Consider the following 21413-nt stretch of genomic DNA (forward strand, 5'->3'; position numbering starts at 1 on the left):
GTTGGAAGCGGGGATCGGCATAAATCTTCACAAAGCTGCCCGTGATCATCAGGAATTCCTTTAGCCCCCCATGATCGAAAAGCTCGTCCTTGTTCTTCGCGAAGGCGAGATCCTGGGTTTGGATCCAGCCCCGGATGAAAGGGGTCTGCCCATAGGCCCATAAGTGGTCCCGGCTAAAGTAATAGATCCCTACTGGAAAAGAGGGTGAAATGGCCGAATGCTGGAAGAGATCGACCTCGAGATTCGTCGGTGATGGGAAAGAGGGCTTCTCGGTTGGGAAGACCCGGATGTTCGTCCTTCTTATGGTCAAGGCATAAAGAAGGGAATTCCTCTCCTTCAACCCATGATGGTAGATGTTCTCTTTTAAAGATTGCCAAAAGGCGTCCGGAAGCGGTCTTCCGTCTTCTCCGTATCGGGGCTTTTCGGATTTTCCGAATTCCTTCCAATCCTCCTCCAAGTAGGTGAGGATCTCTTCGCGTGGCCATTCCCTCTTTAATGTTTTGACTTCGGAGAGGTGGAGGCTCCTCCTTTGCAAGTTTTTTTCATTCATCTCATGAATCTGCGAGCGGGTCAAAAGAAGACGGTCTGGGTTTTTGATTTTGGCGATCCAAAAGAGCGGATCCTCCAACTTATTGGCATAAACGTGAACTGGGAGAAAAACAGAGATTATCATGAAAGGTAATAGGAGGAAAAACTTCATGTAACCCTCATGGCGGTCTTGACAAAAATGGTTTTTCATCTTAAATAAAATTCATCTCGGTTGGTTCTATACCAAAACGAGTTACCCTCAAAAATGGTAACTCTTTTTTTTGGTTTTTGGGAGCGGAACTTAAAAACTCTTTGATTTCAAAGGGTTTAACTAATCAATTCTATAGCGAAAGGGGGATCGATTGCCATGCAGTGTCAAACCATGAAACCGGGAACAGAGTGTATCTTCATGAAGAAGAACGGCTGTTCCTACAACGGTGGGAGGTGTTATCCCATCGTGGAGTCCTGCAAAGGATGTGACAGGGTGGTGACCTACGAGACAGGCTCCTTTTGCAAAACCTATTGTGAGCCCAGCCTGAAATGGGCAAAAGGACCCTGCAATTTCGCCACTCATGTCAAAAAGGAAGTGAAGGAAGAGACCTTCAAGCTCAACCCGTTGAAGGCCTCCAAGCGAAGTGTAGGGCAGAGAGTGTAAAGGCTTCTTCGGCCTTTTTCAAGCCCTCCGCACCCTCCATGTGGTCGGAGGGCTTTTTTGTACCCTATCTCGGACGATGATAAGAAATCCAACAGACGAGAGCGGTCAGCCCACACACCACAAAGATGACAAGGTGCACCCCGAAACCGCTCGCAATCGCCTCCTCTTTCGGTAGACCGACGACGAGAAAGCCAGCGGCCCACCCGGCCTCGAGGGTACCCCAATTGCCCAGCCCGCTTAAAGGCAAGGCATTGGCAATGACAGCAACGGTCGACCCGAACAAACACTCGAAGACCGAGACTTCGATCCCAAACCCCCTCATCAACGCATAGAAGACCAAAAAGATGGCGATCCAGGCCCCGAGGCTTGCCAAGCTCACGGGATAGAATGTTTTTTTGGCTCGAATCGCATAGAAGTCTTCTGCCAATTCGTACATCTTCCTTTTGATCCAAACCACGGTCCTCCGCTTTTCCCATCCCGCCTGTTGCGAAATTTTATCCACAAGGTGGACCGCCCAACGGAGCCAATGGGAGATGTTGTAGAAGGCGAAGAGGGTAAAAAGGATGAAGGCGATCGAAAGGAGGCTTGTCGTGAGAAGATCCGCCTGGAAGCCCCCTTGAAATCCGAGAAGGATAAACATGGCCAGGATCCCGATGAGAAAGAAATCGTAGACTCTCGACGTGATCAGAGAGGCCAGCCCTTCGGTCATTCCCAACCCGCTCCACCTGTTTAAAAGATAGGGGTAAGTGAGCTCCCCTAACTTGGAGGGGAGTACCATTAGGGAGAGATGATAGAGGACGGTGATCCGAAAGAGCTCTGAGAGGAGGACTTCGCTCGAGTGGATGAGCCACCTGAACCTCAGGGCCCGAAGGTAGAGGGCGAAGAGGTATGAGACTGCGGCGATGATCCCCCAAAAGGGGTCAATTCGAATCAAGAGATGGTACAAATCTTTTAATGAGATTTGGGTGAACAAGATCAGGAGAAGGGCGGAGGTGAAGAGAAGGGACAGGAAGAGTCTTTTCAACGGAAGGGATTCAACGGACATTCACGGAAGCGTTTTAATCCGATTTTCTAACTCTTCGATGCGATTTTGAAGGAGAGCGGTCCTCTGTTTGAGGTCTGCGATTTCTCTTTCCAAGCGTTCTCTCAAATCGATTTCTTTGTCCACTTTGCCTTCAATCCGGTCGAGACGCTGTTCGAATTCGTCAAGATGACCCTCAACCCTACTCAACCTTTTTTCAACCCTATTGAGACTTTCCTCGATCTTCACGATAGAGGCTGTGATCGCATGATATTCTGTCTCGAGCCGATCCAATCGATGGTAAATCTGGTCGAAGTGGGCGAGGAGATCTGCAAATTTCTTATCGTGTTCCTCCAACTTCTGTTCCAATCTATCAAAGCGCGGTTCAATGCGGTCGAGGATGTAGGTCTCGATTCGGTCGAACCGGGGTTCGATAATGTTTTTTTGAAATTCTTCAAAAGCCTCTTTCAAATCTTTTTTGGTAAGGGGCTCCATCGTTATACCTTTCTTCTCAATCTTTTTGCCAAACCTTAGCACGATTTGCTTCCTGGGTCAACCCCTGTCTTTTTAAAGGTTTTTTTGACAGAAAATTTGAGGGCATTATATAATGCAGGCACGATTTAAGGGATGCCTTCCATGAGGAAGTTTGTTCTCCTATTTATCTTGTTGGCGGCGTTTGCCACTAGCTATTTGCTTGTCAGGGTCGTGGGAGAAAGAGAGGCAGAACCCCCTTTCCTCAAGGTTTCGGGAAACATCGAGACGACGGAGGTGGATGTTAGCTTCAAGGTGGCGGGAAGGATTTCGGAGATCCGGGTGAAGGAGGGAGATCGGGTCGAAAAGGGGCAGGTGATTGCCAAGCTCGAGGACGAGGAGCTCCGGCAGAGAGTCGAGGTTTCGAAGGCAGCCCTGAAAGCATCTCAAGCGAGGCTGGACAAATTACTTGCGGGATCGAGGCCTGAAGAGATCAGAGAAGCAGAGGCCAATCTTCAACAGGCTCAGTTCGATTTCGAGTATAAGAGGAACCAGTACGAGCGGATGAAGACCCTCTTCGAAAGCCGGGTCATTCCCAAAGAGACCTTAGATCAGGCCGAGACGAGGTTCAAGGTCGCCAAAGCCGTACTGGAAGGAGCCCAAGAGTTTTATAAAAAGGTGAAAGAGGGTCCGAGAAAGGAGGATATCGAGGACGGAAGGGCCCAGGTGGAGCAGGCCCTCGCCTCGTTAAGATTGGCCGAGACCCAGCTGGGTTATGCCCTGCTGAAATCTCCCATCGATGGGATCGTCCTCGTGAAATCGGCCGAGGCGGGAGAGCATGTCAATCCGGGGACATCGGTCCTCACCCTCGCCGATCTCTCCCACGTCTGGCTTAGGGCCTATATTCCAGAAACGGAACTGGGCCGGGTCAAGTGGGGGCAGGAGGTGATCGTGACGACCGACCTCAACCCCAAAAAAGAATACAGGGGGAGAATCTCCTTCATCTCCTCCCAATCGGAATTCACGCCCAAACAGATCCAGACGGAGAAGGAACGGGTCACGCTGGTCTACCGGATCAAGGTGGACCTTCCCAATCCAGAACATGAACTGAAGCCGGGGATGCCGGCGGAGGGGAGGATCCTCCTGACCGGGAGCGGACCCGGAAGCAGATAGTTCGTGTTCGCCATCCAGACGACCAACCTGACCAAGACCTTTGGCTCCCTTACGGCAATCGATCGGCTCCATCTGACGGTGAGAAAGGGAGAGATCTTCGGTCTTGTCGGCCCGGACGGCTCGGGAAAGACGACCACCCTTCGGGTTCTCTGCGGGATCCTTCCTCCGGATGGAGGGGAAGCGAAGGTGGCCGGTTGCGAACTCCCCCGAGAGGCCGAACGCCTGAAGGAGAAGGTGGGCTATCTTCCCCAGCGCTTCGGACTTTACGGCGATCTCACGGTCCTTGAAAATATCCATTTCTATGCCGACCTCTATCGGGTTCCGAAAAAGGAGAGGAAGGACCGCCTCGAGAGGCTTTTGCGGTTCTCCAACCTCGAGCCGTTCAAGAAGAGAAAGGCCCAGGACCTCTCCGGCGGGATGAAACAGAAGTTGGGGTTGATCTGCGCCCTGATCCACACCCCCGAGATCCTCCTTCTCGACGAACCCACCGCGGGCGTCGATCCCCTCTCCAGGAGGGAGTTCTGGTTGATCCTCTACGATCTGTTGAAGGAGGGGGTGACCATCCTCTTCTCCACCTCTTACATGGATGAGGCGGAGCGGTGTAACCGAATCGGGTTGATCTACAAGGGGGCGTTGCTGGCCATGGCCTCGCCCTCCGAGGTCAAAGGCAGGGTCGAAGGGACCATCCTGGAGCTGCGATTGGAGGATCCCCAGAGGGGGATGAGGATGATCGAAGAGGCCAAAACCTTTCGGAGGCCTGTCCTTTTCGGGAATCGGATCCACCTCCTGGTTGAAGACATCGGAGAGGGCGAGCAGGCCCTTTACAGCCTTTTTAAGTCCGAGGGCGTTCGCATTTTGGGCCTTGCTCCTGTTCAGCCCTCCCTTGAGGATGTTTTCGTCTCCATGGTCGAACAGTGGGCTGAAGAGAGGGGGGAGCGGGAGAAGGAGGAGGAGAGATGAACCCCTTTGCGGTCGAGGTGGAGGGTCTGGTGAAGACCTTCGGCGATTTCGTCGCGGTTGATCACCTCGATTTTAACGTCCGGAGAGGGGAGATCTTCGGTTTTCTCGGGCCCAACGGGGCTGGGAAGTCGACCACCATCCGGATGCTCTGTGGATTGTTGATGCCGACGGCCGGAAGAGGGAGGGTGGCGGGGTTCGACCTCATCGAGGAACCGGAACGGATCAAACAGGTGATCGGGTATATGTCCCAGAGGTTCTCCCTTTATGAAGACCTGACCGTTGAAGAGAACCTCCAATTCTTCGGTGGGATCTACGGCCTCTCCGGATCCCTTCTCAAAAATCGCCAGAGGGAGGCGATGGAGAGATTCGGTCTCGAGGCGCAGAGGGGCAGGATGACCCGGACCCTGGCCGTTGGATGGAAGCAGAGACTTGCCCTGGCCTGCGCCTTTCTCCACCGGCCCGACCTCGTCTTCTTAGACGAACCCACCTCCGGCGTCGATCCCCTTTCGAGGCGCCACTTCTGGAGCCTCATTCAGGAGATGGCCGAAAAGGGGACGACGATCTTCGTCACCACCCACTATATGGACGAGGCCGAATACTGCCACCGGCTTGGATTGATCTACCGGGGAAAGCTTGTCGCCCTCGGGTCTCCCACCGAATTGAAGGAAAAGACCCTTTCCCAGGGCGTCCTGGAATTGAGGTGCGATCCCTTGGTGCCTGCCCTGGAAATCCTCAAAAGGAGCCCCTCGATTTCGGAGGCGGCCATCTTCGGAGAGGGACTTCACGTGATCGGGAAGGAGGGGGTCGATCTCGAAAAGGAGGTCCTAAAGCTCATCTCAGGGCACGGGATCGAGGTGAAAGGGATGGGTTGGATCCGGCCCTCCCTGGAAGACGTCTTCGTCTCTTTGATCGAGAAGGAGAACCGGTCGTGAGCGGAGATCGAACCTGGGCGATTGCGCGCAAGGAGTTCCTCCACATCTCCCGGGATCCGAGAAGTCTCGGGTTGATCCTCCTCATGCCCGCCCTCTTGATGCTCCTCTTCGGGTATGCGGTCACCCTCGATGTCAAGAAGGTGAAGGTGGCGGTCCTCAACCACGATGGGGGTCAGGAAGGCCTCTCCTTCCTCTACCGGTTCAGCGGCTCTCCCTATTTCGAGATCCGGAAGTTTGTCGAAAACGAAGGGGAGATCCAGAGGCTGATCGATGATGGGTCGGTCAAGATGGGCCTCGTCCTTGCGGACGATTTTTCGAGCCGCGTGAAGGCCGGCCGGAAGGCGCCCGTGCAGGTCCTTCTGGACGGAAGCGACTCGAATACCGCCCATATCATCCTCACCTATGTTCAGGCGATCGTGCGGGATTACACGCAGGAGAAGACCCTTGGAAAGATCGAGCGGATGGGCAGAAAGAGGCCCGATCCACCCGTTGAGGGAAGGACGAGGGTCTGGTTCAACGAGGAGTTAGAATCGAAGAACTATTTCATCCCCGGCCTGGTGGCCGTGATCATCTCCATCATCGGCGTCCTCCTCACCGGGCAGGTGGTGGTGAGGGAGTGGGAGAGGGGGACGATGGAACTTCTGATCTCGACCCCCGTTCGAAAATCGGAGCTGATGATCGGGAAGTTATTCCCCTATTTCTTCATCGGCCTTCTCGACCTCTCCCTCGCGGTTCTGATGGGCAGGGTGGTCTTCGAGGTCCCTTTGCGTGGAAGCGTGCTGTTGCTCCTGAGCCTCTCCTCCATCTATCTGGTCGTGGCCTTGGCGATGGGGCTGATCATCTCCACCGTGGCCCGGACCCAGCTCCTGGCCAACCAGATGGCGATGATCATCGGTTTTCTCCCCACCTTTCTCCTGTCGGGGTTCACCTTCGTGATCTCGAACATGCCCTTATGGCTTCAGGTGATCACCTATGGGATCGCCCCTCGATACTACGTCACCATCGTCAAGGAGATCTTTTTGAAGGGATCCGATCTCTCCTTCCTGTGGCGGGAGTCGCTCGTCCTGATCGGCATGGGACTGATCGGGGTCTTCCTGGCCACGAGGATGTTTAAAAAGGAGTTGAGGGGGTAAAGGGGGGGGTATGTTTAGACGGGTCCGGTTCCTTTTCGTCAAGGAGCTCCTTCAGGTCGTGAGGGACAAACGATTGAGGATCACCCTCGTCTTCCCTCCCCTCTTCCAGCTGATCGTCTTTGGCTATGCCGCCAACCTCGATGTGAAACACATCAAGATCGCCGTCCGCGATCTCGACCAGAGCGTCGATTCGAGGGAGCTCGTGGCCCGGTTCGACCGGTCAAAATATTTTAAGGTGGTCTCCTATCCCGAGAGCCCCAAGGAGATGGAGGCCCTGATCAAGAAAGGGAAGATTACGCTCAGCCTGGAGATCCCGCAAGGGTTTTCGCGAAAGATCAAAAAGGGTCAGACCGCCTCCCTTCAGATCGTGGTCGACGGGATGGAGTCGAATACCGCCCTGATCGGCCTGGGATATGTGGGCCAGATCCTCTCGGGATACTCCACCGAGGTGATGGTCAGGAGGTTGAATCGGGAAGGGCTGAGGGAGTTTGAGGAGGCCGGGGCCGAGCTCGAGCACCGCATCTGGTTCAATCCCAATCTCGAAAGCCGTTTTTTCTACGTCCCGGGGGTCATCGCCACCATCGCCTTTCTCCTCCCGATGATCCTCACCGCGCAGGCGATCGTGAGGGAGAGGGAGCTGGGGACCCTCGAACAGATCATGGTGACCCCCATCCGGCCCTGGGAGCTCGTTTTGGGAAAGATCCTTCCCTTTGCCCTGATCGGGTTGATCGATGTCGTGATGATCGCATTGGTGGGGGTCTTCTGGTTCGGGGTGCCTTTCAGGGGAAACCCCCTGGTGCTCCTCCTGGGCACCCTCCTCTTCCTCTTGAGCTCGGTCGGCATCGGCCTGTTGATCTCCACGATCTCAACGACGCAGCAACAGGCCCAGATCTCGGTCTTCTTCTTCATGAACCCGGCCTTCATCCTTTCGGGGTTCGCCTTCCCCCTTGAAAATATGCCCCAGTGGCTTCAGTATCTCACCTATATCAATCCCTTGAGGTATTTTCTCGTGATCATCAGGGGGACCTTCTTAAAAGGGGTGGGACTGGAGATGCTCTGGCCCGAGATGGTGGCACTGGCCCTCCTGGGCGGATGGATGATGGGCTGGAGCTCGATGAGATTCCGAAAGAGGTTAAAATAAAGAAGGGATTCCATGAGAGCTCTCCTGATGGAGATCTACGACAGGCTCTACAAGGCCTTTGGACCCCAGGGCTGGTGGCCCGGAGAGAGTCCTTTCGAGGTCATGGTGGGGGCCATCCTCACCCAGAATACCGCGTGGAAGAACGTGGAAAGGGCGATTCACCGGTTGAAGGAGAAGGGGGCATTAAGTCCGGAGGGGATCTTTCGGCTTTCCGAACCTTCTCTGGCTTCCCTCGTTCGTTCCTCCGGCTATTATCGAATCAAGGCGAGGCGGTTGAAGGCCTTCGTGGAATTCCTCTTCAAGGAGTACCGGGGCGATATCCATGCCATGCAACGGGAAGAGATTTTTCCGTTAAGAGAGAAGCTTCTGAAGGTCAGGGGCATCGGCCCGGAGACCGCAGACAGCATCCTCCTCTACGGGCTTCGTAAGCCGATCTTCGTGGTCGACGCCTATACCCGGAGAATTTTTTCGAGGCATGGGTTGGTCTCGGAGGAGGCCTCCTATGAGGAGATGCAGGCCCTGTTCATGAACCATCTTCCCCATGACGAGAGGCTCTTCAATGAATATCATGCCCTCCTGGTGCGTCTGGGGAAGAGCTTGTGTCGAGGGACCCCGAAATGCCAAGCCTGCCCGATCGAAAGGGTGGGAAGGATCTAAAAGGGGATCATGGCTTACTGGGAGAGGGAGATCCGAAGCTTGATGGGAAAGGCGATCCACCGCTACGGCCTGATCGAAGATGGAGACCGGATCGCGGTGGCCGTCTCGGGAGGGAAGGACAGCCTCGCCCTGCTTCACCTTCTCCATGAGCGTCGAAAGCGGGTCCCGATTCACTATGAGTTGATGCCGATCCATATCGACCTTGGATTCGGCACGGGAAGGGCCGAGGTGCTGCGGGACTATTTCGAGGGCCAAGGGCTTCCCTACCACATCGAATACACCCAGATCGGGAGGAGGGCTAACAGCCCTGAGAATCGGGAGAACCCCTGCTTCCTCTGTTCCTGGGAGAGGCGAAAGAGACTCTTTCAGCTTGCCCAGGATTTTCGCTGCAACAAGATCGCCCTCGGACACCACAAGGACGACGTCATCGAGACCTTTCTCCTCAATATCTTCTATAGCGCCGAGATCAGCACGATGCTCCCCCGCCAAACCCTGTTCAAGGGGAAGATCACCCTGATCCGGCCCCTGGTCCTAATCGAAGAGAGACAATTAGATCGGTTCGCGCGGGCCATGGGCCTTCCCTTCGGGCCCGGGGGGTGCCCGGCCTCCGGTCGAACCAAACGGATGGAGATCAAGGAGTTCATCGCCCTGCTCGAAAAGAAAAATCCCAAGATCAAGGGTAACCTCTTCCGCGCCCTTTCCAACGTCAAGCTCGAATATCTCTTCCCCCCGAAGCCCGGCCCTTGACAAAAACGGGGAAATTAAATATAGTTGGACATAATTAAATATAGTTAATCCCCATGAAAGAGCTCGGAAAGAGGCTTCGCGCCTTCCGCCAGGCCAATCGAATGACCCTCAAGGAGCTGGCCCGAAGGGCCGGCTGCACGGATGCCTATCTGTCGCAACTGGAGAGGGGACGGGCCAATCCCTCCGTGATGATCCTCAAGAAGATCGCCTCCGCCCTTCGGGTGAAGGTGGTCGATTTCTTCCTCGAAGAGGAGCCTCTCGAAGAGGACATCGTCCTCAAGGAGAAAGACAGGGTGAACCTCACCTTCAAGCGAGGGGAGGCCAAGATCCAGATGCTCGTCCGGGATATCCGGAACAAAAGGATGCAGCCCTTCTATACGACCATCGAACCTTACGGAGGGTCGAAGGGATCTTATTCCCACATCGGGGAAGAGTTCGGAATCGTTCTCAAGGGGCAGCTGGAGATCCAGCTCAATGGTAAGAGGTACCGGTTGAAAAAGAATGAAAGTTTTTATTTTTCTTCCCAAGAGCCTCACAGCTGGTCCAACCCCGGCCGGACCAAGACGGTAGTCATCTGGGTGGTCAGCCCACCCACGTTTTGAGGGGGGAGATCAATCCATCGAGAAAGGAGGAGAGGTATATGTGTGAAGGGACGACGAGAAGGGACTTTTTGAAGCACTCGATCCTCGGAGGCCTTGCCTTGGGAGCGGGATTTGGGATCTATGAACTCTCCTATGCGCAGACCATCAACATCCGGTTCAGCACCTGGCATCCTCCCGTGGGCCGCGAGGTGAAGACGGTCTGGGAGCCGATGCTCGAGGAGATGAAGAAGAGAAGCGGAGGCCGGATCACCTCAACGATGTATGCCGGGGCGGCCTTGGGAAAGGGGCCAGAGCATTTCGACATCGTGGCCAAAGGCCTATCGGACATGGGTTACTTCACCGCCACCTGGACGCCGGGTCGATTCCCGCTGTCGGACGTCCTCTCCCTCGCCGCCTGGATCGACGGAAAGGACCTGGCCACCGACATCGGCAATGCGATGTACGAACGGATCCTCCACCGGGAATTTAAAGACGTGAAGATGATCGAGCTGAACGGCTGTATCCAGTCCTTCCTCTGGACCAAGAAACCCGTCCGGTCCCTCGCCGACGTGAAGGGGATGAAGATCCGGACCCCAGGGGGGCACCAGACCCACTATATCAAATCCCTCGGGGCCGAACCCATCTTCATGCCGTTGGGAGATGTCTATCTGGCCATCGAGACCGGGACGATCGACGGTTTGGTCACCTGTCCGCCCCTGGTCTTGGGGTTCAAGCTCCACGAGGTAGCGAAACACGGGGTGGTCGCCACCTTCGGATGCGTGACCGAGGGCGTGGTCATGAACCTCGAAAGCTGGAAGAAGGTCCCGGACGATCTGAAGAAGATCATCGAGGAGGTGGGCCGCAATCCTTTCAAGACGACGGGCGGCTTGAATCGGGAGGTTTACAAGGCCATGATGAAGGAGATCGCCGAGAAAGGCGTGACCCTCTACGAGCTCCCTTCGGCCGAAGCCGAAAAATGGTACGAAGGTTTCCGGGAAGTGACCCGGAAGTGGGTGGCTGATCTGGAGGGGAAGGGCCTGCCCGCCAAAGAGACCGTCCGGATGTTCAACCAGGAGTGCGAGAGGAGGGGCGTGAAGGTGGTGGCCTTCCCCCGAGAGTGGGCTTGAGGTTTGGGCCTGAAACCTGAAAGGGCGGAGGGGCGATCGGGATCGCCCCTCCGATTTTGACCTTATCCCTAACTTCTCCGACCGCTCCTTTCAATCAGGGAAGGCGAGGTGGGGTTAAGAAAGATAGGGAATGCTTCGGGATCTTGGAGCACCCCAAAGGAGATGATTTTCGTCTGAGAAAGGTCTTTCGCTTATGAATCCCAAGCATCTGATCCGTCGGATCAATTATTATGTGTGCGCGGCGGGAATGGGGCTGCTCATCCCCCTGATGCTTTTAACCGCTGGCGATGTGATCGGGAGGAAATTTTTTGCCAAGACCGTTCCAGGGGCCTTCGAAATATCTCAGTATATCCTGGCCGTCTTCATCCTCCTCGGCCTGGCTTATACCCAGCAGGTGAAGGGGCATGTGGGGGTCGATTTCTTGATTTCGAAGTTATCCCCTCGGGGCCGGGCCCTTTGCCAAATTATCACCACCCTTCTCAGCCTCTTCATCATCGCCATCCTGGTCTGGGAAGGCTGGGTGGAGGGGATCAAGGAGAGGACCGTATCCGATATGTTGAGGATCCCCCAGTATCCTTTCCGTCTTCTCGTCTCCATCGGCGGATTTCTGCTCTGGTTGGAGCTTTGGATTGACCTCTTCGAATCGGTGGGGAAGTTAAAGAGGAGGATGCCATGAGTCCCGTGACCGTGGGGATTTTGGGAAGCCTTCTTCTCGTCTTTTTACTCTTTTTAGGCATGCCGATCGCCTTCGTGATGATGCTGGTGGGCTTCCTCGGGATCAGCTACCTCGCCTCACTCAATGCAGCCCTGCCGGTGATCGCCAATACGGTTTACGAAACGGCCTCCTTCTATCCCTATACGATCATCCCCCTCTTCATCCTCATGGGCGGGTTTGCGGGCAACGCCGGCATCACCCGGGAGCTCTACCAAACCTTCGACAAATGGTTCAGGCGCCTGCCGGGAGGGCTTGGCATCGCAACCATCGCCTCCTGTGCCTTCTTTGCCGCGCTGAGCGGGTCTTCGGTGGCCGCGGCGGCCGCGATGGGCAATATCGCCATTCCGGAGATGAAACGATTCCGTTACGACCCCAAGCTGGCCGTGGGCGCGGTGGCCGCAGGAGGAACCCTCAGCTTCCTCATCCCCCCCAGCCTGGGCTTCGTCGTCTACGGCATGTTGACCGAACAGTCCATCGGAAAGCTCCTCATTTCGGGGATCGTTCCGGGGATCCTTCTCTCCTTGGCTTTCATCGTGGTGATTGTCATCCAGGTGAAGATGAACCCCTCCCTTGCGCCCATGACCCCGGGCGAGGTGAGCTGGAAGGAGAAGCTTCTGGCCTTTTCGGGGATCTGGGAGACCCTCCTCGTCTTCTTCCTCGTGATGGGCGGGATTTATCTCGGCTTCATCAACCCGACTGAGGCTGGGGCGATTGGAGCGACCGCCTTGTTCGTCATCGTCCTCCTTAAAAAACGATTGACCCTGAAGAACCTCTCTGCCTCTCTGTTCGAGGCTGCGAGGATCTCCGTCCTCGTCCTCTTCCTGGTGGCCGGGGCGAACGTCTTCAGTTACTTCCTCGCCCTCTCCACCATCCCCATGGCGGTATCGACGTGGATGGCGGGTCTGGAGGTCTCCCGATACGTGGTCCTCACCATCATCATCCTGATCTACATGTTGCTCGGCTGTTTTCTCGATGCGATCTCGATGATGGTCCTCACCATGCCGGTCATCTTTCCTGTCATCAAGACGTTGGGCTTCGATCCGATCTGGTTCGGAGTGATCTGTGTGATCATGATGGAGGCGGGGCTGATCACCCCACCCGTCGGGCTCAATGTTTACACCCTTGCGGGAGTGGTCAAGGACGTTCCGATGCAGACGATCTTTCGAGGGGCCGCCCCTTTTCTCTTCTCGATGATCGCGGTGGTGATCCTCATCACCCTCTTTCCGAAGATCGCGCTCTTCTTGCCGAGCATGATGGGAAGGTGAGAGGCGGAGATTCAAATTTGAAAACGAAAAGAGAGAGAAATCCTATTTTGACGCGAAAGGAAGGAAGATGGAGGCGAAGAGGCTGAAGAACTACATCAATGGACAGTGGGTGGAGTCGAAGACGAATCGGTGGTTGGAGGTGAGAAATCCGGCAACGGACGAGGTGATCGCGCTCTGTCCCGAGACGACCCCGGACGAGATCGATCGGGCCGTCAGGGTCGCCCAAGAGGCCTTCTGGGCCTGGAGAAATACGCCCCCGCCCCGGAGGGCCAAATTACTCTTTCAGTTTCACGAGAAACTTCAGAAACACGTGGAGGAGATCGCTACGTTCATCGTCAACGAGAACGGGAAGACCCTCGCCGATGCCCGAGGAGAGATGACCCGGGCGATGGAGTATGTCGAACATGCCTGTGCCGGGCCGGAACTTCTTAAAGGGAGCCATGCCGAGGACGTGGGGACGGGGGTGGACACCGTCTATATCCGGGAGCCCCTTGGGGTCTTCGTCTTTCTCCCCCCCTTTAACTTTCCTGCCATGATCGCCCTCTACTTCGTCTGGGCCCTGGCCGCGGGCGATACGGTCATCGTCAAGTCGAGCCGTCTCTGTCCCATGACGATCACCCGGATCTTCGAGATCGCCGAAGATTGCGGTTTTCCAAAGGGCGTCATCAACCTCCTTCACGGATCGGGAAGCGGGGTGGGCGAGGCCCTCATCACCCATCCCGGGACCGTCGGAGTCTCCTTTGTGGGCTCGTCCGAGATCGGAGAGCGCGTCTACAAGACGGCCATCCAGCACGGGAAGAGGGCCCAGTGCCAGGGAGGGGCCAAAAATCACGTCCTGATCGCGGAAGATGCGATCATCGACGAGGTGATGCAGAACGTCGTCGATTCCTGTTTCGGCCATGTGGGAGAGCGATGCTTCGCCGTCTCCAACGTCCTGGCCGTTGAAAAGGTTTACGAGAGGGTGAAGGAGAAATTTCTCGAGCTCTCGAAGCGGTTGGTCCTCGGCTACGGCATGGACCCGGGAGTGACCCTGGGCCCGGTCGTATCGAAGGAGGCCCTGAACGAGATGTTGATGGAGATCGAGGGAGGGATTCGCGAGGGGGCCAAGCTCCTGCTCGACGGCAGAAATCCCAAGGTGGAGAAGTACCCTAAAGGATACTTTCTCGGGCCCACGGTCTTCGAGGCCGAACCGGAGATGCGGATCTTCCAGATTGAGGTCTTCGGCCCCGTCCGATGCCTCAAAAAGGTGAAGGACCTTGCAGAGGGGGTGGAGATCATCAACCAGAGCCGTTACGGACACACGGCCAATATTTATACGGAAAATGGGGGTTGGGCCAGAGAATTTGCCCGGCGGGTCAATGTGGGGCAGGTGGGGATCAACATCGGGACCCCTGCGCCCATTGCCTATTTTCCGGTAGGCGGAAGGAAAATCTCGATGTTCGGCGATATCCGGGGCCGGGCCAACGAGGCCATCGACTTCTACACCGACAAGAAGGTGATCATCAGCCGGTGGCATTCCTCGTTCCAGGGATTGGCCAAGACCCTGGACGACGGGTTCGCGATGAAATACACCAAAAAGGCGTAACTGGCAGGCATGAAGATGGATTCTCATCTCCGCGAGGAAGGCGTCGGAGGCATCTCGATCGAGTTTACCTTGAACGGAAGGCCGATCCAGGTGGACGTCCCTGCCCACTGGACCCTCTTGAGGGTCCTTCGTGAGAGATTGGGGCTTACGGGCACAAAGGAGGGATGCGGGATCGGGGAGTGCGGGTCCTGCACCGTCCTGCTCGATGGGAGTCCGGTCAATGCCTGTCTCGTTCTCAGCCCCAAGGTTTCGGGGAAAAGGGTGGAGACGATCGAGGGACTGGGAAGGCGGGATTCCCTCCATCCCCTCCAAAGGTCTTTCATCGAACACGGGGCGGTGCAGTGTGGATTCTGCACCCCCGGGATCCTGATGTCGGCCAAGGCCCTCCTTGATCGAAATCCCCGTCCAACGACCGAAGAGGTGAGGGAGGCGATCTCAGGCCATCTCTGTCGCTGCACCGGGTACCAGCAGATCATCGAAGCCATCATAAAGGCGTCGGAGGTTTGAGGATCAGAGGCCATGATTCCTCCCTTCCAATACTCCCTTCCCAAGACCCTCTCCGAGGCCTGCCAACTCTTATGGGATGCTTCGGGGAGGGCGAAGGTGATTGCCGGTGGCACCGATCTGGTGATTTCCCTTCGGAATGGGGGTTTGACGCCCTCTTGCCTCGTCGACCTGACCCACCTAAAGGAGCTCCGGGGGATCGAGGTATCGAACGGAGGCCTCTCGATCGGTGCAGCGGTCTCCCATTCCGAGATTGCGTCTTCGCCCACGGTGAGGCAGTTCGCGGGGATCCTTTCCGAGGCAGCCAGCCAGATCGGCTCTCCACAGATCCGTAACCTCGGAACCCTCGGCGGCAACATCGTCAACGCCTCTCCTGCCGCAGACACCCTCCCCCCCCTGCTGGTCCTCGAGGCCGTTGGGAGAGTGGTCTCTTTGAAAGGAGAGAGGGACGTTCCGGTCTCCCGCCTCCTCTTGGGCCCTTATCGGACGGCCCTGCAACCCTATGAGATCCTCACCCGGATCTCTTTTAAAAAGATCCCCGAAGGGATGAGATGGGTTTTCATCCGATTGGCCCGTCGGGAGGCCATGGCCATCGCCAGAATGAGCCTCGCCCTCCTACTCCGGATGGACGGGGGGCGGATCGAAGAGGTTCGGATCGCACCCGGGGCGGTCCTGCCCCATCCCGATAGGTTGATCGAGGTGGAAGAATTTTTGAAAGGCAAAACCCCGGAGGAGGCCCTGCTCAAGGAGGCCTCGAAGAAGGTCTCGGAGGCCGTGATCCGGCGAAGCGGGATCCGGCCCTCCACCTCTTATAAGGCCCCGGTCCTCGAAGCCCTTTTTCTCAGGGCGATGCGGGAGGTTCTGCAAAAGGATTCATGAGACAGATAGGGAAGGGACTTCCAAAAGTCGATGCCCTGGACAAGGTCCTGGGAAAGGCCCGTTTCGGAGCAGACCTGCCCGGGGAAGACTTTCTCCATCTTAAGGTCGTACGGAGCCGTAAGCCCCATGCAAAGATATTGGGCCTCGAGATGGCCGAGGCGCTCAAGGTCGAGGGCGTCGAGCGGATCTTCACCTCCGACGACATCCCAGGGAAGAATCTGGTGGGGACGATCAAGAAGGATCAACCTGTCCTCGCCAAGGAGAAGGTGAGGTCTATCGGCGACGCAGTGGCCCTGGTTGCCGCCAGGACGATGGAGGCTGCCGAGGAGGCGGCCCGGAGGGTCATCATCCATTATGAGGACCTTCCCTGTCTTCGCACTCCGGAGGAGGCGCTTCGACTCGATGCCCCGGCCATCCACGAGGGAGGAAACCTGCTTATCGAATTCAACCTCGTCAAGGGCGATGTTCAAAAGGGTTTTCAGGAGGCCGACCTCGTCGTCGAAAAGACCTACGAAACGACCTGGGTGGATCATGCCTATCTTGAGCCTGACGCCGGCATCGCCTATATCGACGAAGCAGGAAGGATCACCGTCGTCTGCCCGACCCAAAATGTCCATTACGACCAGAAGGAGGTGGCCTCGGTTCTCTCCCTTCCCCTTGAAAAGGTGAGGATCATCCAGTCCTCCACGGGCGGAGGTTTTGGCGGAAGGCTCGATCTCACGGTACAACCCTACCTGGCCCTGGCTGTCTACCACCTGAGGAGGCCGGTGAGGATCGTCTATTCGCGGGAAGAGGTCTTCGAGGTCATCTCCAAACGCCACCCGCTTAAGATACGGTACCGAAGCGGTGCGAAGCGGGATGGCCAATTGACGGCAGTGGAGGTGGAGATCTTGGGAGATACGGGGGCCTACGCCTCCTACGGTCCCACCGTTGGGATTCGCTCCGCCATCCATGCCACGGGTCCCTATCAGGTTCCCAACGTGAAGGTCCTGAGCCGGATGGTTTACACCAACAACCCCTGGTCAGGCGCCATGAGGGGATTCGGCGTTCCCCAAGTCGCCTTTGCCCACGAGTCTCAGATGGACCTGCTGGCCGAGGCCTTGGGGATCGACCCCATCGAGATCCGTTTGAAGAATGCCTTAACCGTCGGCTCTGAGACCGCGACGGGTCAGAGGCTGAAATCGAGCGTGGGGATCGGAGAGACCCTTCGAAGAGTGAAGGAATGGAGAGATCAGAATCGGTTCTCCTTGACCGATCCTTCGAGACCCCATCTCAGAAGAGGAATCGGGATCGCCTCCATGTGGTACGGGATCGGGAATACGGGGATCGCCAACCCCTCTACGGCCCAGGTCGAGATCTCTCCCGAGGGGAGGATCCGTCTCTACACCGGGGTGGCCGACATCGGACAGGGATCGGATACGGTCCTATTACAGATTGCGGCAGAGGCGTTAGGGGTGTCCCTCGATCAAATCGATCTCATCCGGGCCGATACCGCTAAGACCACCGATGCAGGAGCCACCTCTGCCAGCCGTCAGACCTACATCTCCGGGAATGCGATCCTCGAGGCGGTGAAGGACCTCAAAGAGAGGGTCTTGGAGGAGGCCTCTTCGATTCTTCGTGAAGAGATGAACGAGCTCTTCATCGAAGAGGCAGCGGTCAGACATCGTAAGAATCGAAGCCTCTCCATCCCCCTCGGGGAGGTGGCGAGGATGGCCCGAAGGGTGCTCCGGGGAGAGGGGAGCTTCGATCCAGAGACGACGAGGCTTGACCCCCAGACCGGCCAGGGGTCTCCCTATGCGACCTACGCCTTTGCGACCCACCTCGCCGAGGTGGAGGTGGACATCGAAAGCGGGAAGGTGAAGGTGGTTCGGGTCGTGGCCTGCCACGATGTCGGAAGGCCTATCCATCCGAAGAACGTCGTGGGTCAGATCATCGGTGGAGTGGCCATGGGGGTGGGGTTTGCCTTGATGGAAGAGTATCAGCCCGGAGAGACCGTCTCCTTTGTGAATTACCTCATCCCGACCTCGAAGGATGTTCCGGAGGTGGTCCCCCTCCTGGTCGAGGAGACCGAGCCCAGCGGTCCCTTTGGCGCCAAAGGGGTGGGCGAGCCCGCCCTCATCCCCTGTGCGCCGGCGATCCTCAATGCAATCAACCGGGCCGTCGGAGAGAGGATTTATCAACTCCCAGCAAGCCTTGAGAGGGTACTGGAGGCGGTTAGGAGAAAGGGGCCTCCGCTCCCGGCCAGCGGTCTCCCGACTTAAAGGGGGACCGGAGGGAATCGAAGAGACCCTAAGGAGGTTTTCTATGGCCAAACTGCTCATAAAGAATATCGGGACGATCGTTTCCGGGGACATTTCCAATCCTCTTCTGCAGGGAGATGCCATTTTCATCGATGGAGGATTGATTCGAGCCATCGGCAAGGAGAATGAGCTCGATGCGAGTGGGGTCGAGAAGGTGATCGATGCCGGAGGGATGACCGTCACACCGGGGTTGATCGATTCTCACTGCCATCCCGTCTTGGGTGATTTCACCCCGAGGCAGAAGATGCTCGATTTCATCGAATCGTCCCTTCACGGAGGCGTGACCACGGCCATCTCCGCAGGAGAGGTCCACCTGCCCGGAAGACCGAAGGATGTGGCGGGCACGAAGGCCTTGGCCATCCTTGCGGCGAAATCGTTCGCCAACGCCAGGCCTTCGGGCGTGAAGGTCCTCGGAGGGGGATTGATCCTGGAGCCCGGCCTCGAGGAGAGGGACTTTGAAGAGTTGGCCCGGGAAGGGGTGAGGGTCGTGGCCGAAATCGGGCTTGGGGGGATCAAGAGTCCGAAAGAGGCCGCTCCCATGGTCCGGTGGGCGAAGAAGTACGGGATGGTGGTGATGATGCACACAGGGGGGACCTCGATCCCGGGAAGCACGACGGTCACCGCCGAGGACGTGATCGCCACCGATCCGGATATCGTCTCCCATATCAACGGCGGGCCGACGGCGGGCTCCCTCACCGAGGCCGAAAAGCTGGTCAGGAATACCGACCTCACCCTCGAGATCGTTCATTGCGGAAACCCCAAGATGATCGTCGAGGTGATGAGGATCGTCAAGGCGGTGAAGGGCTATCCCCGGATCATCATCGGAAACGATGCGCCCTCGGGAACGGGTGTGGTCCCCCTCGGGATTCTCCGGGTGATCAACTTCCTCTCCTCCCTCTGCGAGGTTAAGGCCGAAGAGGCCATCGCCATGGCGACCGGGAACACCGCAAGGGTTTATAAGTTGAACCGGGGGGTGATCGCGGTGGGAAAAGAGGCGGACCTCGTCATCATGGATGCGCCGATGGGCTCGGTGGGTAAGGATGCCCTCTCCGCCATCGAGGCAGGAGACATCCCGGGGATCGCGGCCGTATTGATCGACGGGGTCGTGAAGATCGGGGTGAGCCGGAACACGCCACCGCCCAATCGAAAGATTGCCATAAACCCGTGAGGGACATGGTCCCAAGCAATTAGGCCTTATCCTAAGAGGAGTTCCCTCCCCCTCTTAAATGAAGATGGGGAAGGGGGAATTACGAAAAGCGCGTCGCGAAAGATCGATTAGGAGAGCTCGATGATCGTCAATGTGGAAACCTGTATCGGGTGTGGTCTCTGTGTGGAGACCTGCCCAATCTCTGCCATTCGTCTGTCGAAAGAAAAAGGGAAGAAGAAAAAGGCCACGATCTCCGAAATCTGCGTCGATTGCAAGGCCTGCACCAAGGTCTGTCCCGTGGAGGCGATCGGCCCTGAGCCGGTGTCCAAAACCGGTGGGATCTCCTGCCCTGCCTGCCCCATCAACTGTTACATCAGGCCCGGACTGACAGGCGCCTGCCAGCGGTTCGTCAACCGTGAGGGAGCACTCGTCCGGAACATCCCGCTTCAGCGTTATGAGGACGTCCAGGAGATCGTCGGGCCCGATCACGAGTCAGCGATTCGAAGACCCCTGATCACCGGGATCGGTGCCGGAACCACCTATCCCGACACGAAGCCCGCGCCATATATCGTCCAGTCGAACGTCGACGGGATCGATGTCGTCACGGTCGTGACCGAGGCGCCGATGAGCTATAGCGGCATCAAGGTGAAGATCGACACCGATAGAAATATCGGAAAAGAAGGCGCCCCCGTGCTCATCGGGAAGAAGAGGGTGGGGCATCTCTGCACCGAGGAATACGGTTCAAAAATCCTCTCCCTGGGAGGCGTCAACCTCCTCACCGGCGAAGGGGGGATCGCGGTCGCCCGGCTCATCGTCGATCTGGCCAACCGGAAGGAGGTTCGCCTCAGGGTGGAGGGAGGGGCCGAGCTGATCCTTCAGGTTGGGAAGCCCCCGATCATCGACGGAGAAGTGGGGACCCGGATGCGGGTGGGCTGCGGAAGCGCTTCGATGGGCCTCTTCGGAAGGTATTTTTTGAAGGCCGCCGACGAGGTCGTCGTCCTCGATTCCCACCTCATCGGCCAGTTCACTGAACATGCCGCTGGGAGAGAGCTCGGTGCGCGCTACAGCGGCATCCGCTTGAAGGCGAGGCGATCCACGCCCGGCAGGTACTTCGGAGAGCATGGCAGAGGCTGGGGCGGAACCCCGATCGAAAACCCCCTCGACATCGTCGAGGGCTTCGATCCGGAGATCACAAAACCCGGGACCACCCTCCTCGTCACGGAGACGACGGCCGAAAGGGCTGCGATGTTTCGCCTGAGCGAGAAGGGTCGCTTCGAGGAGATCGATTTGACGCCCGAGGCGCGGGAGGCCATCGATTTGATGGCCTCCAACTGTCAACCCTCGAGGGTCTCGGCCCTTTACGTCGGGGGGGCAGGAGGAAGCGCCAGGGCAGGGGTGACCAAGATCCCGATCAAGCTGAACCAGGCCATCCATCAGAATCGGGCAAGGCTCACGGTGGGCGGGGCGCCGACCTACATCCTTCCCGGAGGGGGGATCACCTTTTTTGTCGACGTGGAGAAGGTGATGGTGAGGGCGTTTACCTATGTCCCAACGCCTGCCACGGTCGTCCCTCTCGAATATACGATGAGGCTTGAGGAATATCTCGCAATCGGCGGTCACAAGGAGAAAATCCGGAAGTTGGAGGATGTGCTGAAAGAGATCAACCCATAACCCAATGTGAATAAAACGATAAAATTCCAATAACCCGAGGACGAAGGGGAACGAAATTACCATGGTCACGGTCCTTGGGAGCATTTATCTAAGGTCTTTGCGAGCGTAGCGTGGCCATCCCCTTAGATTGCTTCGGTCCCCTGCACCGAATGCGGCGGCCCTCGCAATGGCAAGAGGGTGGGGAGGTCGGTTCCTCGCGAGGCTCCTTGGATTGGCCCAAC

21 protein-coding genes are annotated in these 21413 nt (G+C 57.1%); 18 read left to right on the top strand and 3 right to left on the bottom strand.

Annotated elements, in window-relative coordinates; translation table 11 throughout:
• Positions 1-535, bottom strand: a 535-nt coding sequence (locus N3G78_11300) for an SH3 domain-containing protein (protein ID MCX8118504.1), incomplete at its 3' end; no start/stop codon positions are given.
• A gap of 360 nt (positions 536-895) precedes the next feature.
• Between N3G78_11300 and N3G78_11305 the strand changes: the two genes are divergently transcribed.
• A complete protein-coding gene (locus tag N3G78_11305) occupies positions 896-1183 on the top strand; it encodes a PxxKW family cysteine-rich protein (GenBank protein ID MCX8118505.1) in 288 nt (95 codons plus the stop codon).
• A gap of 64 nt (positions 1184-1247) precedes the next feature.
• Here the strand turns inward: N3G78_11305 and N3G78_11310 are convergent, their stop codons facing one another.
• Together N3G78_11310 and N3G78_11315 are read right to left on the bottom strand one after the other, a co-directional pair.
• Positions 1248-2228, bottom strand: a complete 981-nt coding sequence (locus N3G78_11310) for a flippase-like domain-containing protein (protein MCX8118506.1) — start codon at positions 2226-2228, stop codon at positions 1248-1250.
• Positions 2229-2699 carry a hypothetical protein gene (locus N3G78_11315; protein ID MCX8118507.1) on the bottom strand — a complete coding sequence of 157 codons (471 nt, stop codon included), beginning with the start codon at positions 2697-2699 and terminating at the stop codon, positions 2229-2231.
• 141 nt (positions 2700-2840) lie between these two features.
• Between N3G78_11315 and N3G78_11320 the strand changes: the two genes are divergently transcribed.
• From N3G78_11320 to N3G78_11400, 17 genes are all read left to right on the top strand, one after another.
• Complete coding sequence (locus tag N3G78_11320; protein MCX8118508.1) at positions 2841-3848, top strand: efflux RND transporter periplasmic adaptor subunit; 1008 nt, start codon at positions 2841-2843, stop codon at positions 3846-3848.
• Between the two features lie 3 nt (positions 3849-3851).
• The gene (locus tag N3G78_11325; protein MCX8118509.1) at positions 3852-4808 is read left to right on the top strand and encodes an ABC transporter ATP-binding protein; all 957 of its coding nucleotides are present in this window, start codon (positions 3852-3854) and stop codon (positions 4806-4808) included.
• Positions 4805-5740 carry an ABC transporter ATP-binding protein gene (locus N3G78_11330; GenBank protein MCX8118510.1) on the top strand — a complete coding sequence of 312 codons (936 nt, stop codon included), beginning with the start codon at positions 4805-4807 and terminating at the stop codon, positions 5738-5740. The genes N3G78_11325 and N3G78_11330 overlap by 4 nt, the downstream gene beginning before the upstream one ends.
• Positions 5737-6873, top strand: a complete 1137-nt coding sequence (locus N3G78_11335) for an ABC transporter permease (protein MCX8118511.1) — start codon at positions 5737-5739, stop codon at positions 6871-6873. Before N3G78_11330 ends, N3G78_11335 begins: the two co-directional genes overlap by 4 nt.
• 10 nt (positions 6874-6883) lie before the next feature.
• Complete coding sequence (locus N3G78_11340; GenBank protein MCX8118512.1) at positions 6884-8014, top strand: ABC transporter permease; 1131 nt, start codon at positions 6884-6886, stop codon at positions 8012-8014.
• Positions 8015-8026: 12 nt separating this feature from the next.
• The gene (locus N3G78_11345) at positions 8027-8671 is read left to right on the top strand and encodes an endonuclease III domain-containing protein (protein MCX8118513.1); all 645 of its coding nucleotides are present in this window, start codon (positions 8027-8029) and stop codon (positions 8669-8671) included.
• 9 nt (positions 8672-8680) lie between these two features.
• A complete protein-coding gene (locus N3G78_11350) occupies positions 8681-9418 on the top strand; it encodes a tRNA 2-thiocytidine(32) synthetase TtcA (GenBank protein ID MCX8118514.1) in 738 nt (245 codons plus the stop codon).
• 53 nt (positions 9419-9471) lie between these two features.
• On the top strand, positions 9472-10020 hold the full coding sequence (locus N3G78_11355) for a helix-turn-helix domain-containing protein (GenBank protein ID MCX8118515.1): 549 nt from the start codon (positions 9472-9474) through the stop codon (positions 10018-10020).
• Positions 10021-10058: 38 nt separating this feature from the next.
• Positions 10059-11126, top strand: coding sequence for a TRAP transporter substrate-binding protein (locus tag N3G78_11360; GenBank protein MCX8118516.1), 1068 nt, complete (start codon positions 10059-10061; stop codon positions 11124-11126).
• Between the two features lie 193 nt (positions 11127-11319).
• Positions 11320-11802, top strand: a complete 483-nt coding sequence (locus tag N3G78_11365) for a TRAP transporter small permease (protein ID MCX8118517.1) — start codon at positions 11320-11322, stop codon at positions 11800-11802.
• The gene (locus tag N3G78_11370) at positions 11799-13106 is read left to right on the top strand and encodes a TRAP transporter large permease (GenBank protein MCX8118518.1); all 1308 of its coding nucleotides are present in this window, start codon (positions 11799-11801) and stop codon (positions 13104-13106) included. The genes N3G78_11365 and N3G78_11370 overlap by 4 nt, the downstream gene beginning before the upstream one ends.
• Before the next feature lie 67 nt (positions 13107-13173).
• Positions 13174-14691, top strand: coding sequence for a CoA-acylating methylmalonate-semialdehyde dehydrogenase (gene mmsA / locus N3G78_11375; protein ID MCX8118519.1), 1518 nt, complete (start codon positions 13174-13176; stop codon positions 14689-14691).
• A 15-nt stretch (positions 14692-14706) separates the two neighbouring features.
• Entirely contained in the window at positions 14707-15198 is a 492-nt protein-coding gene (locus tag N3G78_11380; GenBank protein MCX8118520.1) for a (2Fe-2S)-binding protein, read from the top strand.
• A 12-nt stretch (positions 15199-15210) separates the two neighbouring features.
• Positions 15211-16074 carry a xanthine dehydrogenase family protein subunit M gene (locus N3G78_11385; protein MCX8118521.1) on the top strand — a complete coding sequence of 288 codons (864 nt, stop codon included), beginning with the start codon at positions 15211-15213 and terminating at the stop codon, positions 16072-16074.
• Positions 16071-18335, top strand: a complete 2265-nt coding sequence (locus tag N3G78_11390; protein ID MCX8118522.1) for a xanthine dehydrogenase family protein molybdopterin-binding subunit — start codon at positions 16071-16073, stop codon at positions 18333-18335. The genes N3G78_11385 and N3G78_11390 overlap by 4 nt, the downstream gene beginning before the upstream one ends.
• 43 nt (positions 18336-18378) lie before the next feature.
• Positions 18379-19542, top strand: coding sequence for an amidohydrolase family protein (locus N3G78_11395; protein ID MCX8118523.1), 1164 nt, complete (start codon positions 18379-18381; stop codon positions 19540-19542).
• Between the two features lie 120 nt (positions 19543-19662).
• Complete coding sequence (locus tag N3G78_11400; protein ID MCX8118524.1) at positions 19663-21192, top strand: 4Fe-4S dicluster domain-containing protein; 1530 nt, start codon at positions 19663-19665, stop codon at positions 21190-21192.
• The last annotated feature ends 221 nt before the right edge of the window (positions 21193-21413 follow it).

This window comes from Thermodesulfobacteriota bacterium, assembly GCA_026415035.1.
Taxonomy (GTDB): domain Bacteria; phylum Desulfobacterota; class BSN033; order BSN033; family UBA1163; genus RBG-16-49-23.